Origin of the sequence: Clostridium estertheticum subsp. estertheticum, from assembly GCF_001877035.1 — a bacterium.
In the GTDB taxonomy this organism is placed as follows: domain Bacteria; phylum Bacillota; class Clostridia; order Clostridiales; family Clostridiaceae; genus Clostridium_AD; species Clostridium_AD estertheticum.
The window spans coordinates 2,048,885-2,072,642 of record NZ_CP015756.1 but is presented as its reverse complement, the minus strand read 5'-3'; the positions used below and the strand labels follow the sequence as shown (position 1 = coordinate 2,072,642).

Below are 23,758 nucleotides of genomic sequence, written 5' to 3'. Positions count from 1 at the left end.
TCCATCCCCCACTAAATATTAGTTATACTTTTAACATTCGTTCTTTCCTTTTCATTGTATATATTTCTACAAAAAATACTTACATATTAGTTACAACTAACTACTATTACTCTTATTATATAGTGATAATTACATATTTCAACATATATTCGAACCGAAATTCTTTTATAATTCATCATTTGTTTACAACCTCTTTTAATGGTTTATCATCATCATATTCACTTATTCAATAAAATATATTGAAAATTATAATTTTTTTTATAATTTATTACAATTATTCATAATTTACGGTTAAATATATTTTGTATTATAATTCATATAAATACTTAAAAATGGTTACAATTGTTAATATATATAGCACCTTTTCTTAAATCATTACCTTCGGTGCTGAAATTTGCAATAAAAAAATAAGCAAATTAATTAAAATGGCACCTACAGACTAAACACTTTAAAAAGTATATTAGCTATAGGTGCAGGTTTAATTTTTCTACTTATTTCACTTCTCATTATTATCTTTTATACTATCTATACTTATCATTTCATCTTTAATTCAATCATTTTTCTTAAAGTATTTAACAGAAAAACAGAAAAAACTGTGCCACCCACATGGCAAGTGGCAACTTGAAATCAAAGGCTTATTTTACTTCTCTTCGAGTTTTTATTCCTTTTAGATATTTGATTAAATGACATTTTAAAAACAGTATAACCATCTTCAAATGATAATTGAATATCACTACCCCTTTTTTTAGCTATTTCTTTAATATTGAAAAGACCATATCCTCTATTATCACCTTTTTTAGTTGAAAATCCTCTTTTAAATATATTTTCTATATTGTCTGGTTTTATTGTTCTTCCACTATTCTTAACCTCCACAATATTATCATTTCCTTCTTCACATATATTTAATATAACAATCTTATCCTTCGTAGCATTTTTAACAGCTTGAAAAGCATTATCAAGCAAATTATTTAGTATATCTGAAATTTCATAATCATTTAAACTATTATCCAATGAATTATTAGCCACATTAAATAAGAATTTTACATTTAATCTATCTGCCTCACAGAGTTTGTTGTATATTATAGCCTTAATTATAATATTTTCTATATATATGATGTTTTCTATAATATCATTTGAATATTTAAGTGACATAATATACTTTCTTAATTCATTTTTAACCTCTTTTTCACTACTTACTTCTACTATTGCATTTATAGTGTTTAAATAATTTTTAAAATCATGTTGTCTCCGCCTTGTCTCTTCTACTATATCAAGTAATATAGGCTTGTACATGTTTTGAACTTCCAAAACCTTTTTATCCTCGCTTATTTTAATAATATAATAATATAGAAATATATTTAACGATATCATTGATATTATAATAAATATATATACTAAGAGATTATCTAATATTATGTTTTTATTATATTCCCATATGAATTTAGACAATATAATATATAACCCTAAATTAATTACAAAATAATATAGTATCTTAGAGTCCAATTTGATAACTTTCTTTGCTATTTTACTAAAGTTGCATCTTGTTATAATAATGGTACAAATTAATTCTATAAAAAGAAAAACAATTCTCATTGCATATTTACCAGAATACGAAAATCCAACTAAATGTGCACAACTAATTAGAATTATTTGCAAAATCATATTTACACACGATAATACTATAAATTCCACTATTGTCCTTATAAAAGATCTCTTATAAATAATTTTAATAAAAATAATCATACTCGTGCATCGAATAAGAAAATCCACATAAACATTTGTTTTGTTTATTATGATTAGTATAATTATTTCTATTAGTATTACAAATATATTTTTCAACCAATTATTTTCATCCTTAAGACAAAATTTTGACCATAATAACATAAAGATAAACAATTCAATAAAACTAACTAAGGCATATTGTAGCACTATTATCATCACACACTCCCCTTTTATAACAAATTCAATTTAATTACTGAAATTGTTCCATTATTGCATTTTTGAATTTATAACCTAAAGGAGCATTTTCATCATAATTCTCGAAATAAATTTCACTCAATTTACTATCTACATTCTCTATTTTTTTTATATAGTTAACGTTCACCGCAAAAGATTTATGACACTGAACTATATTTTTACAATTTATAATCTTAAGAATTTTACTAAGCGGTAAGTTATTAACTTTAAAAACACCATTTACTGTATGTATCATACATTTACGAAGATATACCTCTATAAAAATTGTTTCATCAACATATATTTTAACATTTACACCACTTTTGACTTCAATTATTACATATCTTTTTGCTTCGGACTTATTATTTGTTTTTTCAATATGAGATTTAAAGTGTTTTGTCATGTTCACTACATCTTCCATATCATATGGTTTTAGAATGTAATCATAACAATGTACTTCTTTAAATGCCTTAGTTAAATATTCAACATGAGTTGTTAAGAAAATAATAAAACTAAACTCATATTTTGGTATCTTCCTAACTTCTATAGCGAAATCTACTCCAGATGAACTATTTAAACATATATCCACATAAAAAACATCTATACTATAGATGTTTGTAATTTCTAAAGCCTCATCTTTATCAGCAGATTCATATATATTTATACCTTTATCTATTTGCTGTATCATCTTTTTCAAACTTTTTCTCTGCAGCATATCATCCTCTACTATTAATACATTCATTGGTATCCCCTTTAATCATGGTGCCACCCATGTGGCAAGTGACAAGTTGAAATTTAACACTTAATACTCACCATAGTCTTATTTTATAACAATCCTATTATATCATAAACTTTTACTAAATTAGATATATATTGTCACATTACCAATTAAAATGCCCTTATTTAATAGATAGAATTAATATGTTTCATAACTTATTATTAATCATTTAATAAAAAGATCCCTAAATTTTTATTTTTAGGGATCTTTTTTTTGTAATTCTAGTCTAAAGAGTTATTTTAATATTTTATTTCTATTTTTCATATAATTCTATAGGTAAATCATCTGGATCACTAAAAAAAGTAAATCTTTTTCCCGTAATTTCATCAATTCTAATATCTTCAGTAAGAACATTTTTATCATTTAGTTCTTTTATACCCTCATCTATATTGTCCACCTCAAAAGCAAGATGCCTTAATCCTCTTGCTTCAGGGTAACTAGGCCTTTTAGGTGATTGCTTAAAAGAGAATAATTCTATTTGATAATTTCCAGAAACACCTAAGTCAAGTTTATATGACTCTCTATCCTTTCTGTATACCTCTTTAATTATATCTAATCCTAAAATATTAACATAGAATTTTTTAGACCTTTCATAATTCGAACAAATAATTGCTATATGATGAATTTTATTTAACTTCATTATTAAACCTCCTGTTTTTCTAATACTTATGGTTGTACATTTAATAATAGCTTGTCCTATTATACTTATAACTATGCGATACCCCATAGTTGAGCATCACCTAGTTATATATTTTTAATATAATAGAGCTAAAATATCTCTTCCAAATCAGCTACAATTTTATCCGCAAGTCCGAGTGTAATAATTTCATCAGACATTAACCACCAATCCTTTCTATAATTTTTTGTATAGAGCTTATCTGTAATATTTGTGTTTGCGACAATAAAATCTTTAACTCTTTTTTCTTGTCTTTGAGTAAATTCGAAATTATCTAAAACTTTATCCGTATTACCCATAGCCCCTGTACTACCAGAATGAATTAGTGCTGTTGTATCCTGAAACACATATCTGTGGCCTTTTGAACCAGCAAGTAACATTAATCCACCCGAACTGTAAGTTTTTCCGAGTCCTATTGTATACACTGGCGTTTTAGAAAGTTGTATAACATTTATAAAATTGAGCACCGCAGGTAATTCACCCCCATTAGAATTTATAAAGATCTTAATTGGAGTTCTCTCCTCAGGAGATTTACCTTTATCTTGTTTATTCCACTTTATAATCATTAATGAAAAATCAACCAAACTATCATCAATATCAAAGTTCCAAAAAATTTCTCTATTTCTAGTCCGCTCATAATAATCTAAGGTTTCTGGGTCTGGTAGATTCATTTTTGTTAATTCCTTAACCTCATCATCAAAAAATATATCCCAGCTTTTATTTGCGCTCATAATTCACCCTGCTTCCTTCATATTATTAAATCATATATTATATTATATGTATGCGGATATTCTTTTCCACATTCAACCTCATATAAATATATTTTATTTTTATTAGTCACCTCTTACGATATTACATTTCTATATCCTTCCAATTTACATTAAAACTAGTTTTCCAGAGAATTACATTAGCTATTAAAAGCACTATCCCATAAACACATATAAATATTATATTATTTCTAATAGCTATATGAATTCCAGCAAATATGCCAAGTATCAAGCTAGTTACTATCGATGGCATTATAAGTTTTCCACTATCTGTTGTTGCAAATTTTACGCTAAACGGCATTGCCTTATTTGATAATTTAAAATACACTAATGATAATATTAAAAGAACTAAAAACATTACAACTAAGTCTATAATTATCGATGGGCCTTTAAGTATTAAGAAAACTATAGAATCCAATAAATAGAGTGGTATTATAAGTTTAAATATAGTTCCTTTTACTGCTCCTTTTAATATTACCCCAGGATTTTCTATTGGTAATACCTTGTATATAAAAGCTCCCTTAAAACTATCACTATTATTTATAAATGCTGTACAAAAACATAATAAGAATATACTTATATATATTAATAAATGAATCTTTCCACCAAAACCATTTTGAATATTATCCAGAAGTGATTTATCATTTCTATCCATAAATACAAATAGAACTGGCATAAACACTGCCATCGCAAGGGTTGGATATACCTTCAGCTTAAGGCTTCGTTCTGTAGCTATCATATTTTGAGTGAATTTAAACATACTCTTTTCAATATTATCCTTGCATACAAGTCCTGCTATAAATTCTTTTCTATTTTCACTCCTTCTGCTTACAGTTCCTCCTTTAGCATTTAATTTTTGAAGGTTCTTTTCAAAATATGGTATTACCTTTTTAAAATAAAGCACAATTAAAACAATTGGCCCCACTACAGCAAGTACTAGTAAGTACATTAATATAGGTTGCTTATTACCATCTATCAATATTCCAAATGGCGCTGCAAACCACATGGATGGTAATATCACATGCCAGAGCTTAGGTATATATTCACTATTCATATTAGAAACATTAAAAACTCTAGAAACTAATTGATATCCAAATGCAAATACAAAAGCTAGTAATATTTGGAAATAGTTTATTATATCCTTTAGCTTTTCTCCATCAAAAAACTTTAAAACTATGGTATATAATAAAGATGTTAAAGTTATAACTATTAAAACCGAAAGAATATTTTCTATAAAAAATATTACGAAAAATAAAGCTCCATATTTTATTGTACCAATAACAAGGGGTATTAAATTTAATGACAGTGAAAGGCCCGCTAAATATATACATATATGAGTGGTTTTTGCTGCATTAAAGGTTTTATTATCAATAGGTTTCGGTAATAATATACTTTTCTCGGTTACATCTAATAAAACTGCTGAAAAGTCAGATATCATAAGTGAAATCATCATAAATAAATTTATACCTATTACAATATTTGTAGCTTTCATAGCAGGCATATCACTATTCATTATTAGACCAATAAAAACACTTATAAAAGTATTAAACATAAGCAAACTCAAATAATTATTTTTACCAAGGCTCTCGTCACTCTTTTTATTTTTCCCCATGACATTGCTTACCCGCCTGCCATCCATTGTTAATTTCACCTTTAGAATCATTCTCATAACTTCATAGTTAACTCCTAATTTTACATATATAAATTGAAATTTATCTAATATCTTAAGAACCGTGAAATTTTTCATACCTACACCTCTTCAACCAAAGAAACAAATTCTTCAGCAATCGCTGTATGCTCATTAAACCCTGTTAACTGATTAAATATCTCCTCAAGTGAACCCTCCATTTGATTATTATTTAGTTCCTCAAAACTACCATCAGCAACTATTAGTCCAGCATTTAATAGTATTATTCTATCACTTACCTTTTCTACAACATCCATTATATGCGATGAATAAAATATTGTTTTCCCTCCCTTTGCAAGAGTTTTCATAACCTCTTTAAACACCATAACACTATTAGCATCCAGTCCACTTAACGGTTCATCAAAAAATAATATATCAGGGTTATGAATTAAACTACATATTATAAGTAGTTTTTGCTTCATACCTTTTGAATATGAGGATATTCTAGAATTTATAACATTGTCCATTGCAAATAGTCCCATTAGCTTTTCTGATCTCTCTATAAGTTTTTTCTCTTCTAGACCATATATTCCGCCTAAAAAGCTTATATACTCATAAGCAGTTAAATTTTCATATATATCAGCAAGCTCTGGTACATAACCTATTTTCTTTTTATATTCTATACTTCCATTACTAATATCTTGTCCGAGTATTTCAACCGTTCCAGAGTATCCTTCTAATATACCTAACATTATTTTTATAGTGGTGCTTTTACCAGCACCATTAGTCCCTATATATCCTATAATCTGGCCGCGAGGAATCTCCAAATTTATACCATTAAGCACTAACTTGTTACCGTAACTCATTTGTAAATTCTTTATTGATATTATGCTTTCTGAGCTTTCCATCATTCCCACCCCTTAAAATGTTTTATATGTTTATGTTCTTTATTATACTACATAATTTTGTAAATTAAATACAAGAACTTTTTATAATATGGGAATTTTTTTACAATTATAGTCAAATTATTATATTCGGAAAAATTTTATTGTTATACTATAAAAAATTAAAAGCCTCCTATATAATGTTAAGTGTCAAAGCCTAACAGTATAGGAGGTTTTATGAATCAATTAAATTTTATTATTCACATTCACTATTCTAAACATTTTCTCATTGTAAATTCAAAGTGAATATCCTTTGAGGAATCTATAAGATATTCTTTGTGAACTGGTGCTCCCCAGCTATCATCACCACCAACTCCCATTTGCTTTGCTGCAATTGTAACTACTGTATAGTTAACTTTTGGTAGTTCATTGTGATGATATGCATTTTGAAGCTCGAATGCTGTATATGGAGATACTCCTAATTCAAATGGTACCTTGCTCCCTTCAAACTCAATACCAAATCCATTTTTATCTTTTATCTTAGCCCATCTAACCCCAGTATGGTTTCCACTTTCCTGAGGTACAATATACCCAGAAATATTTTCTTCCACTAATTTTTCGAAAATTCCAAGTGTTGCTCCATGAAGTCTATCCACATAATTTTCTTCTGGTCCCTTGCCATACCACTTGAAATTATCATAATCCGAGGATAATTTAAATGCCATTCCAAATATAGGGAGCTCAGGCATTCCTTTAACACCTTTATAATCGCAACTTACTTTAATTTCACCATTAGAATATACAGTATAGGCTATCTTAACTTCAGCCTGTATTCCTGCTAGAAGTGCATATGTATATTCTACAGTAATGCTATAATCATCTTCAATTACCTTTACATCAATGCAACTTTGGAACATACTTGCTTGAAGCCATTGTCCACACCTAAATCCATGATTAGTTCCCTTATCATTATCCGTCATAGCTCTCCAATAAATAGGCATTGGCGCCCTAGTTATCATTTCTATGCCATCATATCTAAGAGATACCATTCCACCTTCTTGTTTTGAAAATAAGACACTAAAATCATCATTTTTAACTCCAATATTTACATCTCCATGGACAACTTGAATCTTAGTTAATTTTTTAGCATCAATAGTTCCCTCTACATTAAATACATACTGATCAAATGCTACCACATGCAAAGCCTCTGCCCAAATATTACTATTTTTAAGCTTAAATGATACATTCAAAGCATATTCTCCAAAAATTTTCACCTCAGGGAGTTTAAACCTTACATATTTTTCTTCACAAGGCTTAACAATAACTGTTATAAAGTCTTTGTAAATTTCTTTTCCATTAAACTCTAAGCAGTACTCTAAAATGTAATCTGAAGTATCTATAAATAAATTTTCATTTTTAACTAAAACTCCATCTTTGTCAGTAATCAATTTTATATTTTGATAAAGTTTTTTTACCTCGCTAACCTTTGGAGATGGTTTTCTATCTGCATAAACTATGCCATCTCCACAGAAGTTGTAATCCGTTGGTCTATCATCAAAATCTCCTCCATAAGCCATAACTTCCTGATTAAACTTATCCTTTTTAATTAAGAACTGATCGATATAATCCCAAATAAACCCACCTTGGTAAAGCTGATATTTGCTTTCAAGCTCCACATATTTATGCAGTGCTCCACAGGAATTTCCCATGGCATGCATGTACTCGCAGCTTATATATGGTTTTTCTGGATCATTATTTAAATACTCTTCAATTTCAAAAACCTTAGCATACATTCTGCTTTCCATATCACTAGTTTTATTAAAGCTCCTATCCCAAAATATACCTTCATAATGAACTAATCTTGAAGGATCTTTTTCTCTAAAATACTTTGACATCTTATATATATTTTCTCCACCAAAGGATTCATTTCCACAAGACCATATTAAAATGGACGGATGATTCTTATCCCTTTCAAGCATGGACGTTGCTCTATCAAGTACAATATCTAACCACTGTTTTTTACTGCCAGGAATAACCCAATCAGGTTTTATTTTACCCATCTTTTGCCAAGATCCATGAGTTTCTAAATTAGTTTCATCTATTAAATATATGCCATATTCATCACAAAGCTCATACCAATGTGTTTGATTAGGATAATGAGAAGTTCTCACAGCATTTATATTATTTTGCTTTAAGAATAATATATCCCATAACATATCTTCTTTAGTAATAGCTCTACCTTTTCTACAGTTAAATTCATGACGATTTATGCCCTTAAACACTATACGTTTGCCATTTATGGTCATAATCTTATTTATCATTTCAAAACTTCTAAATCCAACCTTTTGGCTGACTACTTCAACTACTTCTCCATCAAGTCCTCGAATTATAGCAAATAAGGTATAAAGATATGGATTTTCAGCACTCCAAAGTTCTACGTCATTAACATTTAAATCTAATGATATGATCTTTGCTAAAGATGTTCCTATATCTTTTACTACCACTATTCCATCTTTATCCATAAGCTCTAAATCTATGGTAGAATTAATTTCTCCCTTTATTTTTAAATCTAGATTTAATACTGCATTTTTATAAGACTTATCTAGGTTCGTTTTCACAAATAAATCTTGAATATGAGTTTCTGGAACAGAATATAAATACACATCCCTAAATATTCCCGAAAAACGCCAAAAATCCTGATCTTCTAGCCAGCTTCCAGTTGATCTCTTATATACCTCTACAGCCAGCTTGTTTTCTCCATCTTTAATAAGCTTAGTTAAATCAAACTCTGCCGGGGTAAAACTGTCCTCACTATACCCTATAAATTCACCATTTAACCAAAGATAAAAAGCGTTTTCCACTCCTTGAAAAGAAATATATACAGGTCCTCCTTTAATATTTTCATCAATATCAAAATACTTTACGTAACTTCCCACAGGATTATATTCTTTAGATACCTCAGGTGGTAATAACTCGCTATGCCCATCCCAAGGGTACATGGTATTTATATATTGAGGTTTATCATAACCTTGAAGTTGTATATGTGCAGGAACTTCTATATCCTTAAAACAATGGCAATCAAATTCAGGTTTATAAAAATCTTTAATTCTAGAGCTTGGATTTACTGCAAAACTAAACTTCCAATTTCCATTCAAACTTTGACGCAAATCCATTTTTCCACTTGATTCTTCTTCTTTTGTCAAATAATATTTATGATCTGAGTGAGCCTCAATTCTGTTAACAGCAAAAACTGATGTATCAGAAAGCCACTCTAAACTTGGTATTTTAAAATCCATAATTTCATCTCCCACTTTATATTTTATTATAATATATTATTCTTTAACAGAACCTAGTATTCCTGCAATGAAATGTTAAAAACTCTATCACGAACCTTATTCCTATACATTTCAAAATTATATCCAGCAAAAGTGGCTATATTTAAGTTGTATTAGCGCTATTAATTTATATAGTAATATTATAGTTGATTCAATTAGTACTATATACCATACTGCTGTAAATGTATACAAAGATAATAGTTGAACGTCAAAAACACAAATTAGGGGTTAATAATAATTCTTTATTTTCTAGGTTTTAATACCTTAAAACAACTTAATAAAGTGAACTTCCTTCCAAATATATTGCAATGGAATTAATTTTGTGGTATTCTGTATGTCAAATGGTATATATAGTAAATTAAATTATATCATTATAAAATTGTTATAAAATATAGTATTTAATGAAGAAATGGGGTCAATTTATCATGGAATCTAAATACAAAAACAGTCCCGAAATATCATGGCTTCAAGCTATCTTAATTTCTCTGTGTGTTACAACTCCAGTTCTAGCGCTCGTTGGCATTAAAATACTTTTAACTACTATGTAACTCTTCATATGCCACTCTATTATTATCAATTAGGATGTTTTTTATATCAACAAAATATATGCTAACAATTAGGTAGATAAGATTAAATCATCTCCTGCGGAGCTGCAATATTAACGACTTCAGAAGGAGATTTACACTGCCACTGAAGTTTTCTATTTGTTAAGATATGTAGCTCCCACTTATAGAAATGGAAGACTTTCCTTCTGAAATGTCATTAAATAAAAAGAGGTGAAAATTATGAAGCTGTCCTCAATTTTAGGTTTATTAATTGTCATAGGAGGCTTAGTATGCTTATTTTATGCAATACCAACAGAGAAGTGAAAATTGAATAACTTCATATCTTATATGCTCAAACTATATTATATGTAGTTTGAAGAAGGAAGTGGATAGCTATGTTTAAAAATAACATATTAAGAAATCCCTACTTACGCTATTATTAAAACAATATTTTCTAAATTGTATGATCGTAACTTAATAAAAAAAATATAATAAATAAACCTCTGACTAATTAATTAGTCAAAGGTTTATTTGTTTTCTTATTTATTTATAACTTTCATAATGAACTCTTGCCTTATCAAATCTATCTACAAACTTATTTTGCTGACCATCTGGATATCCTACTGGAATTAATGCGAATGCTTCTATATTATCAGGTAAGTTAAACAAATCCTTTATATAACTCATTCTTTCATCAATAGATGCTACCCCAAGCCAAACTGCTCCAAGTCCTAGTTCTACTGCTTGTAAAAGAAGATTTTCTGATGCTGCTCCCATATCTTGGGGTACACAACCTGGTGCTAATAACCCATCTTTTCTAGCTAAAAGAACAAATGTTACAGCTGAAGTCCTAACCATCTTTGAGTAGGGACTCACTTCTGATAATTTTTTTAATATTTCTTTATCTTCAATAACCAAGAATTCCCAAGGTTGTTGATTTGCTGCTGATGGTGCCTGCATCGCAGCCCTTAAAAGTTTTTCTATTTTTTCCTTTTCAATTGGTCTATCCTCATATTTCCTTATGCTTCTTCTATTAAATATTGCTTCCATTTTGTTACCTCCATATTAATTAAGATTATTTCGATAATTCATTATATTGATTATCATTTTCTCTATGTTACTATTTTACTTCATTGTATCTTAATTACAAGTACGCACTTTTTTATTACATAGTACCTATAATGATACTAATGTACCTAATAAAGTAAAAAAAATAAAAAAAGCATGCCAATATTTCTATAAGAAATATTGGCATGCCTTTGTTTACTGTTAATTATTGTTTAGCATATTTAGCTTTATAAGCCGCTAAATCATCACTTACAGATGTTTTTTCGAGTGCCTCAAATTCATCCTCTAAAGAATCAACTTTGAGTTCTCCTAACCCTTCTGCTAAACATTCTTTTTCCTCTATCTTACGTTCTAATCTATCTAAATCAATACTATTACCTTTTGTTTTAATATTAGCTGTAATTGCATTAACTTCCTGTGCAGCCTCTGCTGTTTTAAGTCTAGCTATTAAGCCATCTCTCTTGCCTCTTAAATCTTTTAAGTCATCTTCTAAATCTACCAAACTTTTCTTCAAGCTATCTGCAGTAATTTTAGCTGAATTATAAGATTTTGATAATGAAACACTAGTAGCTTCACATTCTTTTTGTTTAGCAATTGCTTTACTAGCTAATTCATCATTACCTTTTTCTATAGCTAGTTTTATTTTAGATTCCCAATTGGTCATATCTTCTTTAGCTGAATTCATTTCTCTTTCAAGTCTTTTTACATTTCCAAAAACTACAGCTGATTTAGATTTTGCCTCATTTAAAGATGCATCTTTATCTCTTATGGCTTGGTCTATAAGCGCTGCTGTATCCTCATTTGCATCAATTATCTTGTTAACTCCTGCTTTTAGGCTATTTCCTAATCTATCAAATATTCCCATTGTTTATATTCCTCCTTATTATCTTTAATGATTATATACATTGTATACTAGCTCTCCATGAATAGTCCAGCTATATTTTCCAGTTCTTCCTCATTCTCTATATTTATATACTCAGTATCTGATAGTCCATCAGTCATAATATACATTTGTTTATTATCCTCATTTTCCTTTTCTTGCAACAGTATATACTTTTTATCATAAGATTTGCTTTCTACTATTGCTAATATCTCAAATTCAACATTTCTTTCTTTATTATCATCGTATAATTCAAGTGTCTTAGTACTTTCTATTATGCAATTTTCTTTTTTATCACAGGTCTTAACTCTGCATCCTGATAAACAATTACCACAAGAACTAAAGTTACATTCATATGCACAATCTATACATTCACACTTAGAACAATTTTGAACTTGATCTAATTGACCTCTATACTTCTTGTAATAATCACTAACCTCTTTAGTATCATCTACAACAAAATGCATTAACTTATTAGACGCTTTAATAGATTTGTCTATTATATCAATAAACTCCAAAGATATTTTCTCGAATTTTAAGGCTTTAACTTTATTCTTTAATGTATCATCACGAAACTCATTAGAATATATCTTTAAAAATAAATCACCATGAGCTTTTACATAAGTATCATTCATTTTACTTAAATATTCTTTTTCATTACCCATTATTTTTTAACCCACCCTTACCTTTTATTTACGTTTTCTTTTAATAAATCTATACACATAGAACATTATTAATAAAATAATAATTAAACCTGCATACCTAAATATCGAACTACCAAATGAATTTCCAAAAAACATCATTGGTATAAAACTTCTATGATTGTTGTTACTATAATTATTATTACTACCTACAATTGGTGTTTGAGTTGAACTATTACTGTTACTTGTCGATTTATCAGTCGATGTTGATGTTTTATCCGTTGTTGCAGTTGAAGGTTTTGTATAATTATTACTTGATTTAAATCCTCCACTACTGCTACTACTCGAACTTTTACTACTTGAACTACTATGACTACCACTTGATTTAAATCCACCGGACCTTGATTTAGCATATACATCAAAATTAATTGTTACAAGTAATGCCACCATCAGTAGTATTGATAATATCTTTGATAACTTCTTCAAGCTTATCTCATCCCCCATTTAGCGAAAATTCTTAATCACTAACATATTTATATTTTATAAATAAAACTTACTAATATTCCTTAGAGACTTTACAGATTTTCGACTTTTTTATTTTATAAATAAAATCAATCTAAACCATAATTGCCCACATCTATAAGTATATGATAACATGAATAGAGTATTATTAATAGGCAAGCTAAGCTAAATTAACTGCATTTATTACTTTGCCATATATAATATTAATTAAGTCTAAAATATTAATAAATATTATAAAATACAACCATAATACTGTATCCAATTCGCTATAAAAATTGTATAATAAAACCAATACATAATTCTTACATAAATATTTTTCTTTTTAATTAAACCTTTATTTGTAATATAACTGTTTACCAATACAAACCTGTAATAAAAGGAGTCTAAAATTTTAGGGAGGAGTTAATTATGATAATTACTCATAACATTGGCGCAATGTTTGCCTGTAGACAAATGTCTATTCTTCAAAATAAAATGGGCAGGTCTATGGAAAGATTATCTTCAGGTCTAAGAATAAATAGAGCAGCAGATGATCCCGCCGGTCTTGCTATTTCCGAAAAGATGAGAGGTCAAATTAGAGGATTAGAGCAAGCCTCTAGAAATGCTGAGGATAGTATTTCATTACTTCAGACAGCTGACGGAGCCCTAAATGAAACGCATTCTATGCTTCAAAGAATGAATGAATTAGCTGTCCAAGCAGCTACAGGTACAAACTCTGATGATGATAGACTTCAATTAAATAAAGAGTTTGTGCAATTAAAAGAAGAAATTACAAGAAGTGCAAATCAAACTGAATTTAATACTATACCTTTATTGAGTAAAGATGATAATGAACTTATACTCCAAATAGGTGCTAACTCAAATGGATCAATGACTATAAAGCTAGAATCTATGACTGGAACTGCATTAAATTTAGATGATGCTAATATATCAACCCTAGAAAATGCTTCTAATGCAATAAAGACTGTACAGAAAGCAATTGAAAAGACTTCTTCTTTTAGGGGAACATTAGGTGCATTTACAAATAGATTAGAACACGTAATCTCAATAAATGATATTACTGCTGAAAATCTACAGTCTGCGGAATCTAGAATAAGAGACGTAGATATTGCAAAGGAAATGATGGAATACTCAAAAAATAGTATTCTATATCAAGTTGCCCAAGCTATGTTATCACAATCTAATCAACAAGCCCAAAATGTATTACAACTATTGAAATAAGTTTAGTATAAAAAGTATTTTTTTGTTGAAAATTGTACTAAAATAGAATATTATTATATTAGAGTAAATGATTACTAACTTAAGTTTATAAATATATAATAAGGATGTGTTTTATATGACAACAGATAACGATAAGAAATATGAATTGAAATTAGACAAAACAAAACAAATACTATTTGCAAAGGCTTTTGGTTCATTCGGTCCTTCCGATGCTGATGGCTTTGTACACGATTACACAATAATTCTTAAACCTGTTAATGCAAAAGAATATGAACTCCAATTTGATTGCAAAGAACTAAAAGTTTCAGGAAAAGATACTAAATCAGGTGTCGATATGACCAATATGTTAAAAGGTTGTTTAGAAATGTATAAAAAAGAGGGTTTTAAGACTATTATATTTGATTGTACAAAAAATATAGTACTAAAAATGCAACTTCAAAGGCTCTGTAAGGAAGCTGGGCTTTCAACTGCTACCGTAAAATAATAAAAAGAACGTGGGAATCCCACGTTCTTTTAATATCTTATAAGCATAGTACAAATAGTCCAATTAATTGCAACTGTCCAAAGGCAAACAATGTCTCCTCTTTTTATTCTACCAGTTTTAACTCCCTCATAAAATGATATAAATGGACTGCTTGTTCCTGTATATCCATATTCATCACCTATATAAATAAACTTGTTTATATCTACCCCTAATTTTTCTGAACCAAGGTTTGAAAATGCTTTTGAATATTGAGAAAAGCAATAGCTGTTTATTTCTTCTATTTTTAGACTATTCCTATTTAGTAAGGCATGAATTGAAGTTACGGCCTTGTCAATTATAAATAAACCCTCAAAAGGTGTCCATTGTAATCTTCTATCTCTAACTGATAATTCTTCTTTATATACTTTTGACATACCACAAGCTGGATATTTAACTGACTCCCATGTAGCACCATTACTTTTGCACATACTATCTATAAACCCGCCCTCTTCTGTCTTTTCTAAAATAATAGCGGCAGCCCCATCTGCAAAATTAGGGTAAGTTAGTTCATCGTCGTCCCTACAATGTATCGAAGTATAATCAGACCCTATCACTAAAGCTCTTTTTACATGAGGATTGCCCATCATAGCTCTTATAGTCTGCTCAACAGTAACAAGCATTCCTGCACAATTTGTATTTGTATCCATACACATACAATCTTCTTTCCCATTTATTGCATTATGTACTATTAGCGATTGACTTGGAAATGTATATTCAGGAAATTGAGATGAAAACATAACCATATCAATATCCTTTCCCTCTAGGCCTGCACTTTTCAATACTTTATTAGCTACTTTTATGCCCATAGTAACAGTATTCTCATTATCATCATCGATTATATATCTCTTATCTCGCCCAAAAGCTCTTAACAAACCTTCAATGTCTTTTCCTTGAGATTTAAAATGCTTCAGATAAAAACTATTAAATACCTCATTATCAGGATGATAAATTTCTACCTTTAAAATTCTTACATTTTCCATTTATGTAATTCCTCCTTGGTGTAACTAAATATATCTTTTGTTTTGATATTAAAAATAATTAACTTGCAATATTTCTTTGCTTTTTCAAAGTTATATCTTTGCCCACTTTCTACTATCGGCTAAAGTGCTATAAAATTTACTATAAAATTGAATTTTATATCATATTTACTTATAATATATTAAAATGTAAACATTAAAGATGATAATTTAAATTTAATAGTACCACTTTTCCTATACGTCATTAAACTGTATTATACAAAGTAAAATGGAATTGAAGTTAACTTCAATCCCATTTTACTTTCCTATTAAATAAGTTTACTTTGCTCTCTATATTTATAATGTTTAAATCTATGTTTATTTTAATTTTTAACCTTTCTATATAGCTTCAAGCATCCTATATTGACTCATATAAAGGTCATAATATTCACCTTTATATTTCATAAGTTCATCATGACTCCCCGATTCAACAATACTTCCATGATCAATATACATTATTCTATCTGAATTTTTTATAGTAGAAAGTCTGTGAGCTATTATAAATGAAGTTCTTCCTTTTAAAAGTTCTTCAAGACCTTTTTGAAGTAACATTTCTGTCTCTGTATCTATGCTTGAAGTTGCTTCATCTAAAATTAAAATTCTTGGGTCTGCAAGTAAAGCTCTTGCAAAAGATATTAACTGTCTTTGACCGGCTGATAGTCTTGACCCTCTTTCATTTACCTGGGTATTGTATCCTTCACTTAATGTAGTTATAAATTCATGAGCTCTAACTACTTTTGCAGCAGCAACAACCTCTTTATCCGTTGCATCAAGCTTGCCATATCTTATATTATCCATTATAGTACCTGCGAATATAAACGAATCCTGAAGCATAATACCCATCTGTTTTCTTAATGAATTAAGTAATACATCCCGAACATTTACTCCATCTATAAGCACCTCTCCACTCTCGAGATCATAAAATCTGCTTATAAGATTAATTATAGTGGTTTTACCTGCCCCCGTAGGACCTACTAGTGCTATCGACTCACCTTTATTTGCTTTGAAATTTACATCATTTAATATTCTTTGTCCATCTTCATAACAAAAATTAACATTTTTAAATTCTACCAAGCCTTTTATTTCAGGCATTTCATATGCATCTTGTAAATCTTTAACATTAGGTTCCTCATCCATAGTTTCAAATATTCTTTCCAAATAAGCCATGTTATTTATAATAGCATTATATGTGTTTGCAATATTATTTATTGGTCCCCAGAACCTACCTATATATGCTATGAAAGCAATAAGTACACCTATTGTTATCGACCCATTTGCAATCCATGCCACTCCCATAATGTAAACTGCAACCACAACTAAATTTCCAATGTTATCTACAAAAGGGCCCATTAAGAATTGAATTTTTATAGCGTGCATCCAAGCCTTCCTATAATTATCACTAAGTTCATTAAATATTTTTAAATTTTCTTTTTCTCTAGAAAAAGATTGAGTAACCTTCATACCACATATACTTTCATGAATATACGCATTTACGTTTGATGATTTACTACTTAAAATCTGAAATGCTTTTCTTTGAAGTGACTTAATAGTAAAAGCAGCTCCTACGAGTATTGGAAGTCCCACAAGACCAATCAGTGTAAGTCTAACATCTATTAAAAACATAAATACAATAATTACAATCAAACTAAAACTATCTGTAATTAAATTAATGATACCATTTGATAAAAGGTCGCTTAATGAATTTACATAATTAACTACCCTTACTAATATCTTACCATGCGGTCTGCTATCATAATAACTAAATGGAAGTTTTTGTAGGTGCTCAAATAAATCTTTTCTTATGTTTAAAATTACGCTTTGTCCTATATCTGTCATAGACTTTATTTTTATGTTTAAACAAACTCCATTAATAATTACTGTAACTAAATATATTAAACTAAGTATTATAAGCCCCGTTACATCTTTACTTGGTATCTTACTATCCAGTGCTACCTTAATAAGGTATGGCCCAATTAGATTTGCAACTGATGCTATTAGCATAATTACTATAGTTATAACCATTTTTTTCTTATAAGGTATAACATATCTCATAAGTCTTTTAACGTGTCCCATATTAAATTCTGATTCTAATTTTTCATCTACATCATACTTATTCCTAGCCATTTCAACCTACCTCCTTCCCCTTTGCATCATCAAAATTACCAAATTGGTTAATATACACATTATAATATTCACCCTTCTTTACGAGCAATTCACTATGAGTTCCTCTTTCTACAATTCTTCCATTATTGAGTACTAATATCATATCTGCATTTTTTACCGAAGATATCCTATGTGCAATAATAAATGTAGTCTTATCCTTAAAATATTTGTCCAGTGAATGTCTTATATTATTTTCTGTTTGTATATCAAGGCTAGAGGTAGTATCATCAAGTATTATTATGGATGGATTTTTTAGTAGAGCTCTCGCAAGTGAAATCCTTTGCTTTTGCCCCCCAGAAAGTCCCACTCCTCTCTCACCAACAATCGTATCATATCCTTCCTCCATCTTGTTTATGAAATCATCAGCGCCAGCAATTCCAGCTGCCCATCTAACTTCATCCATTGATGCTGTAGGCAACCCATAGGCTATATTTCCTTCGATAGTATCTGAAAAAAGAAATATATCTTGCATAGCTACCGCTATATTTTTGCGTAACCGCCTTAAATTAAAATCTTTTATATCATAACCATCAATTAATATTTCTCCTTTTGTGCATTCATAGAATCTACATAACAAACTTACGAAAGTAGACTTACCAGAACCCGTATGTCCTATTATTGCAATGGTTTGCCCAGGGCTTACTTTCAAATTTATATTCTCCAGTACTTCTTCATCCCCATAATTAAAGTTTACATTTTTAAACTCTATATTACCTTTTATTCTATCTTCCTCCACTTGATTTTCCGAGTTTTTAATTTTAGGTTTAGTATTCATAAGCTCGATTATTTTCTCACCGGACGCTGAAAACCTTTGAATATCATTAATTAACCAACCTGCCATTCTCATTGGATTATTTATTGTAAATATCATAGCATTAAAAGTAACCAAATTTCCTATGGTTATGCTTTGGTTAATTACCATAATTCCACCTATAAGAATAATTACTATATTAAGACTTATAGATAATGAATCTATAATAGGAAGGTATTTTCTCCAGACTTTTGCAGAATCAATATTTCTTTTTCTAAATTCATCATTTTCTTTTCCAAATTTTCCAATTTCAAATTCTTCCTTAGCAAAAGCTTTTACTACTCTATTACCACTTATGTTCTCTTGTGCTACTGAGTTAAGTTTTGAGAACTGCTGCCTTACATTAAAAAAAGTTGGTTTTACATCTATTGCTAGCTTTCTTGCAAAATAAGCTATTGGAGGTGTAAACATAAGTAAAATCAATGTAAGTTTATAATTAATTGAAAACATAATTGCTATCCCAAACAAAAATATAAATGAATTCTCTAAAACGTTATAGCCTACCCATGCAAGAAAATGTCTCACTGCATCTATATCACCAGTCATTTTATTCATTATATCGCCTGTACTAGTTTTATCAAAAAAATCAAAATCAAGTTTCTGCAGATTACTATAAATATCATTTCTAATATCAAATATAGAATCTTGAGACATATTTTCGAGTAGGATCAAAAAAATATATCTTAATATAGACCTAAGCAATATTACTGCTGTAATAACTCCTAATAACGGAATTAATATATTACTTTCTTTTCCCATAATAACCCTATCTACAATTGTTCCAGATAAATATGGTGCCACCATATTCATAGCAGAACATATAATAACTAGTATAAAACCTATTATTATTTTAATATTGTATTTTTTTGCATACTTCCACACCCATCTAAAAGCCATAATTACCACCCCATATTTTTTTCTCTATACTATTATCATGTATATGCTCATATAATAAAATGTACTATCTATACTAATTTAATGTCAATTCTTATTTTATAGAATAAAGATTTAATTATGCTTTGATTATTTACTTATAATGACTTATAATATACTTAAAATATAGAATAATTTTACAGAGGTAGATTATGTGCAATTTGAAAATTGATTTAGATGATTTCAACCCGAAAATGTTATATACTTTTACAAAAAAATTCAATGATAAAAGTGATGTTGCCTATCATTGCCATGATTTTCTATCCATAATATATGTTTTAGCAGGCACATGTACATACAATATTAGTGGTGTTCCACACATTGTCAAAAAGGGTGACCTGCTTGTTTTCAATCCTCATGCATATCACGGAAAAGTTCTTCCCAGCGGTAGCGAAATTCATGAATTTCACGTAGGTTATGAAAACCTTCACATAAAAGGACTTTTGCCAGATCATTTTCTAGAAAACCATGTATCACCTATTATTAATGTATCTAAATATGAAAATGAACTTCTAAAACTCTGTTCAGACGTTATTTCAGAGCAAAGTAAAAACCAACCAGCCCTACAGTTATCTCTAAAAAGTCTGGGTATTAAACTTCTTTCCATTCTTTTTAACGCAACTTTTGAAAGTTCGACTTTAAAACAAAAAGGAATATTAAATCTTGAAAACTATGATAACACTGCCATAGTAAATACAGTTTTAGAATTTATAAACGAAAATTTTATGCATAGTCTTTCTTTAGAAGTAATCTCACAAAACATGTACCTTAGTCCCGCTTATATTTCTAAGCTTTTTAAAGAAAGTACAGGTACTTCACCAATAAATTATCTAATAAAACTAAGACTTTCAAAAGCAAAACACTCCCTTGAAATTGGAGACCAATCTATAAAAAAAATAGCTTTATCTGTGGGTTATCCTGACATGTATCACTTTAGCAAACTTTTTAAAAAATATTATGGCTATCCTCCATCAAAATTAAAACATAAAACAGATGATAATCAATTTATCAAATTAATATAATTAGGACTTTTATGGCAAAAGTGTAGTTCTAATTATATTAATTTTCATTTAAGCCTTGCTATGTTAAAATAATATTAGCTATAAAATTAACAGGAGGTGCAACATGAAAATATTCGAAGGTTTATTTGCGGCAAAACCTAAATCAGTTTATAGATTTATAGATGAGGGCAACGTAGATGCAATAAGGGATTATTTAAATAAATCTAAAGATTTAAATCCTGATCTTAAACTTGAAAACATACTTTATTATGCTATTGATAATTGCCAAAATAATTATTTTAAAACAATTGAACTTATAATAGATAACGGTGCAGATATTAACGCTCATAATAGTGATCTCTTAGAAACCCCTCTTCATAAACTTTGTGCAAGGATAAAACCTCATATAGATGTAATAACTATGATACTTAAAAAAGGTGCTAAAGTTAATGCAATCAACATATCTGGTAAAACCCCTTTATTTTACTGTAGCTTTAATTATTCTGTGGAGCTTCTGAATTTACTTGTAAAATATGGAGCAGATATAAATATACGGGATAAATACAAAAACACTCTTCTTCACGATGATTATATCAACTGTTTTGATGACCATTTCGAAGAATTTTTAAAGTCACTAATAAATTTAGGCTTTGACATAAATTCAACAAATTCCACAGGCTACACTCCCTTAGATCTTTGTGAAAATAAGAAAATTTCTGATATTTTAATAAAATATAATAGAAGTAAATAATGTAATCATAAAATCATCTGTAAAATTTACAGGTGATTTTATGATTACATTTTACTATTATTGTTCCAATTTTTCCATAAATATGATAATATATTTATATATATTTCTACATTTTATGCACATTATAAAACCTAAATTAGAATAAAGGAGATTCTGAATGAAATTTTACTCGCTTTTAGCAATTGTTTTATACTTACTCATCTTACTTGTAATAGGATATTATTCCTACAGAAAGACCAAGAATATTTCTGATTATATGATTGGAGGAAGAAGTTTAGGGCCCATGGTTACAGCCTTATCTGCAGGTGCCAGTGATATGAGTGGATGGATGCTTATGGGACTACCTGGAGCTGTATATGCTACAGGCATTTCAAGTATTTGGCTTAGTGTCGGATTAACTATAGGAGCCTATTTAAATTATCGCTTGCTTGCTCCAAGATTTAGAATCTATACTGAAGTTGCTAGCGATTCCTTAACTGTCCCAGATTATCTTGAAAATAGATTCAAAGATAACTCTAAAATGTTAAGAATTGTATCAGGCATAATAATACTTGTGTTCTTTACATTATACGTTTCCTCAGGCATTGTAGCTGGCGGAAAATTATTTAGGGACTTATTTGGATTCACATATACTTCTGGTGTAGTAGTAACACTATCTATAGTTGTAATATATACATATTTTGGAGGTTTTTTAGCCGTAACTTTAACAGATTTTTTTCAAGGCAGTCTTATGTTTATTGTACTAGTTATCGTGCCTATTGTAGCCTATACAAATCTAGGAATAGATCCTGGTACTTTTGCTAATAAGGTAAAACATATTGATCCTGCATTATTTGATATACTTCGCGGAACAAGTTTATCTACAATAATAGGATTTTTAGCCTGGGGCCTTGGTTACTTTGGTCAACCTCATATTATAGTTCGTTTTATGGCTATTAAATCTGCAAAAGAGCTTAAATCAGCAAGAAGAATAGGTATAGGCTGGATGGCCATTGGACTTATAGGATCTATGGCGAGTGGACTTATAGGGCTTGTATATTTTACATCTATAAGCCAACCCTTAAAAGATCCCGAAATGGTTTTTCTTCGCCTTGGTGATGTACTATTCCACCCCTTTGTTACTGGGATAATACTCTCAGCAGTACTTGCCGCCATTATGAGTACTATTTCTTCTCAACTTTTGGTTTGTTCAAGCTCTATAACAAAGGATTTTTATCTTACGTTTCTTAATAAAGAAGCAACAGAGAAGACTCAAATGTTTGTTGGAAGAATATCAGTACTTATAATTGCAGCCTTTGCAGTAATATTTGCATATGTTCCAAACAAAACTATTCTTAATATAGTAGGGCAAGCATGGGCTGGATTTGGTTCTGCTTTTGGACCAATGCTTCTCCTTAGTCTTTACTGGAAAAGAATGACTAAGTGGGGTGCATTATCAGGTATGATTGTAGGTGGTTTAACCGTTATTATATGGATTCTTACTGGACTATCAACTCATTTGTATGAAATGATTCCAGGCTTTAGTCTCTCTCTTATAGCTGTTATCATTGGAAGCCTTTTAACAAAGAAGCCTGATGAATCAGTAATCTGTGAATTTAAAACTATGGAAAAAAACTTAATAGATATAACAAAGGCACCCTAGGGTGCTTTCGTTATATCT

At 29.2% G+C, this 23,758-nt stretch carries 19 protein-coding genes; 5 read left to right on the top strand and 14 right to left on the bottom strand.

Annotation, left to right across the window (positions count from 1 at the left end; genetic code table 11):
• Positions 1-627: 627 nt before the first annotated feature.
• The 11 genes from A7L45_RS09475 to A7L45_RS09425 all read right to left on the bottom strand — a co-directional run bounded on the left by A7L45_RS09475 (position 628) and on the right by A7L45_RS09425 (position 13,643).
• Positions 628-1,938, bottom strand: coding sequence for a sensor histidine kinase (locus A7L45_RS09475; RefSeq protein WP_084647420.1), 1,311 nt, complete (start codon positions 1,936-1,938; stop codon positions 628-630).
• 34 nt (positions 1,939-1,972) lie between these two features.
• Positions 1,973-2,698 (bottom strand): LytR/AlgR family response regulator transcription factor, encoded by a 726-nt coding sequence (locus A7L45_RS09470; protein WP_071612550.1) that lies wholly within the window; start codon positions 2,696-2,698, stop codon positions 1,973-1,975.
• 289 nt (positions 2,699-2,987) lie between these two features.
• A complete protein-coding gene (gene gloA2, locus A7L45_RS09465) occupies positions 2,988-3,374 on the bottom strand; it encodes an SMU1112c/YaeR family gloxylase I-like metalloprotein (RefSeq protein ID WP_071614934.1) in 387 nt (128 codons plus the stop codon).
• Between the two features lie 128 nt (positions 3,375-3,502).
• Positions 3,503-4,141: an ATP-dependent Clp protease proteolytic subunit gene (locus A7L45_RS09460; RefSeq protein ID WP_071612549.1), complete on the bottom strand. Its 639-nt coding sequence runs from the start codon at positions 4,139-4,141 to the stop codon at positions 3,503-3,505.
• Between the two features lie 121 nt (positions 4,142-4,262).
• A complete protein-coding gene (locus A7L45_RS09455) occupies positions 4,263-5,924 on the bottom strand; it encodes a hypothetical protein (protein ID WP_071612548.1) in 1,662 nt (553 codons plus the stop codon).
• Between the two features lie 2 nt (positions 5,925-5,926).
• Positions 5,927-6,712, bottom strand: a complete 786-nt coding sequence (locus A7L45_RS09450; RefSeq protein ID WP_373687527.1) for an ABC transporter ATP-binding protein — start codon at positions 6,710-6,712, stop codon at positions 5,927-5,929.
• A 245-nt stretch (positions 6,713-6,957) separates the two neighbouring features.
• The gene (gene lacZ, locus A7L45_RS09445) at positions 6,958-9,984 is read right to left on the bottom strand and encodes a beta-galactosidase, LacZ type (RefSeq protein WP_071612546.1); all 3,027 of its coding nucleotides are present in this window, start codon (positions 9,982-9,984) and stop codon (positions 6,958-6,960) included.
• Between the two features lie 1,127 nt (positions 9,985-11,111).
• Positions 11,112-11,618, bottom strand: coding sequence for a nitroreductase family protein (locus A7L45_RS09440; protein ID WP_071612545.1), 507 nt, complete (start codon positions 11,616-11,618; stop codon positions 11,112-11,114).
• Between the two features lie 223 nt (positions 11,619-11,841).
• The gene (locus A7L45_RS09435; protein WP_071612544.1) at positions 11,842-12,501 is read right to left on the bottom strand and encodes a PspA/IM30 family protein; all 660 of its coding nucleotides are present in this window, start codon (positions 12,499-12,501) and stop codon (positions 11,842-11,844) included.
• A gap of 47 nt (positions 12,502-12,548) precedes the next feature.
• On the bottom strand, positions 12,549-13,181 hold the full coding sequence (locus A7L45_RS09430) for a DUF1292 domain-containing protein (protein ID WP_071612543.1): 633 nt from the start codon (positions 13,179-13,181) through the stop codon (positions 12,549-12,551).
• Positions 13,182-13,205: 24 nt separating this feature from the next.
• Positions 13,206-13,643, bottom strand: a complete 438-nt coding sequence (locus tag A7L45_RS09425) for a hypothetical protein (RefSeq protein WP_071612542.1) — start codon at positions 13,641-13,643, stop codon at positions 13,206-13,208.
• 444 nt (positions 13,644-14,087) lie between these two features.
• On the opposite strand from A7L45_RS09425, the gene A7L45_RS09420 reads away from it, so the two are divergent.
• Entirely contained in the window at positions 14,088-14,900 is an 813-nt protein-coding gene (locus tag A7L45_RS09420; protein WP_071612541.1) for a flagellin N-terminal helical domain-containing protein, read from the top strand.
• Positions 14,901-15,015: 115 nt separating this feature from the next.
• Complete coding sequence (locus A7L45_RS09415) at positions 15,016-15,384, top strand: thioredoxin domain-containing protein (protein WP_071612540.1); 369 nt, start codon at positions 15,016-15,018, stop codon at positions 15,382-15,384.
• A 29-nt stretch (positions 15,385-15,413) separates the two neighbouring features.
• On the opposite strand, the gene A7L45_RS09410 is transcribed toward A7L45_RS09415, so the two are convergent.
• The 3 genes from A7L45_RS09410 to A7L45_RS09400 form a co-directional block, all read right to left on the bottom strand.
• A complete protein-coding gene (locus A7L45_RS09410; protein WP_071612539.1) occupies positions 15,414-16,403 on the bottom strand; it encodes a 3-oxoacyl-[acyl-carrier-protein] synthase III C-terminal domain-containing protein in 990 nt (329 codons plus the stop codon).
• Between the two features lie 375 nt (positions 16,404-16,778).
• The gene (locus A7L45_RS09405) at positions 16,779-18,563 is read right to left on the bottom strand and encodes an ABC transporter ATP-binding protein (protein WP_071612538.1); all 1,785 of its coding nucleotides are present in this window, start codon (positions 18,561-18,563) and stop codon (positions 16,779-16,781) included.
• A 1-nt stretch (position 18,564) separates the two neighbouring features.
• Positions 18,565-20,310, bottom strand: coding sequence for an ABC transporter ATP-binding protein (locus A7L45_RS09400; protein WP_084647419.1), 1,746 nt, complete (start codon positions 20,308-20,310; stop codon positions 18,565-18,567).
• A 197-nt stretch (positions 20,311-20,507) separates the two neighbouring features.
• On the opposite strand from A7L45_RS09400, the gene A7L45_RS09395 reads away from it, so the two are divergent.
• From A7L45_RS09395 to putP, 3 genes are all read left to right on the top strand, one after another.
• Positions 20,508-21,368, top strand: a complete 861-nt coding sequence (locus A7L45_RS09395; RefSeq protein ID WP_207647768.1) for an AraC family transcriptional regulator — start codon at positions 20,508-20,510, stop codon at positions 21,366-21,368.
• Positions 21,369-21,471: 103 nt separating this feature from the next.
• Positions 21,472-22,098, top strand: a complete 627-nt coding sequence (locus A7L45_RS09390) for an ankyrin repeat domain-containing protein (RefSeq protein WP_071612536.1) — start codon at positions 21,472-21,474, stop codon at positions 22,096-22,098.
• Between the two features lie 157 nt (positions 22,099-22,255).
• Positions 22,256-23,740 carry a sodium/proline symporter PutP gene (gene putP / locus A7L45_RS09385; RefSeq protein ID WP_071612535.1) on the top strand — a complete coding sequence of 495 codons (1,485 nt, stop codon included), beginning with the start codon at positions 22,256-22,258 and terminating at the stop codon, positions 23,738-23,740.
• The last annotated feature ends 18 nt before the right edge of the window (positions 23,741-23,758 follow it).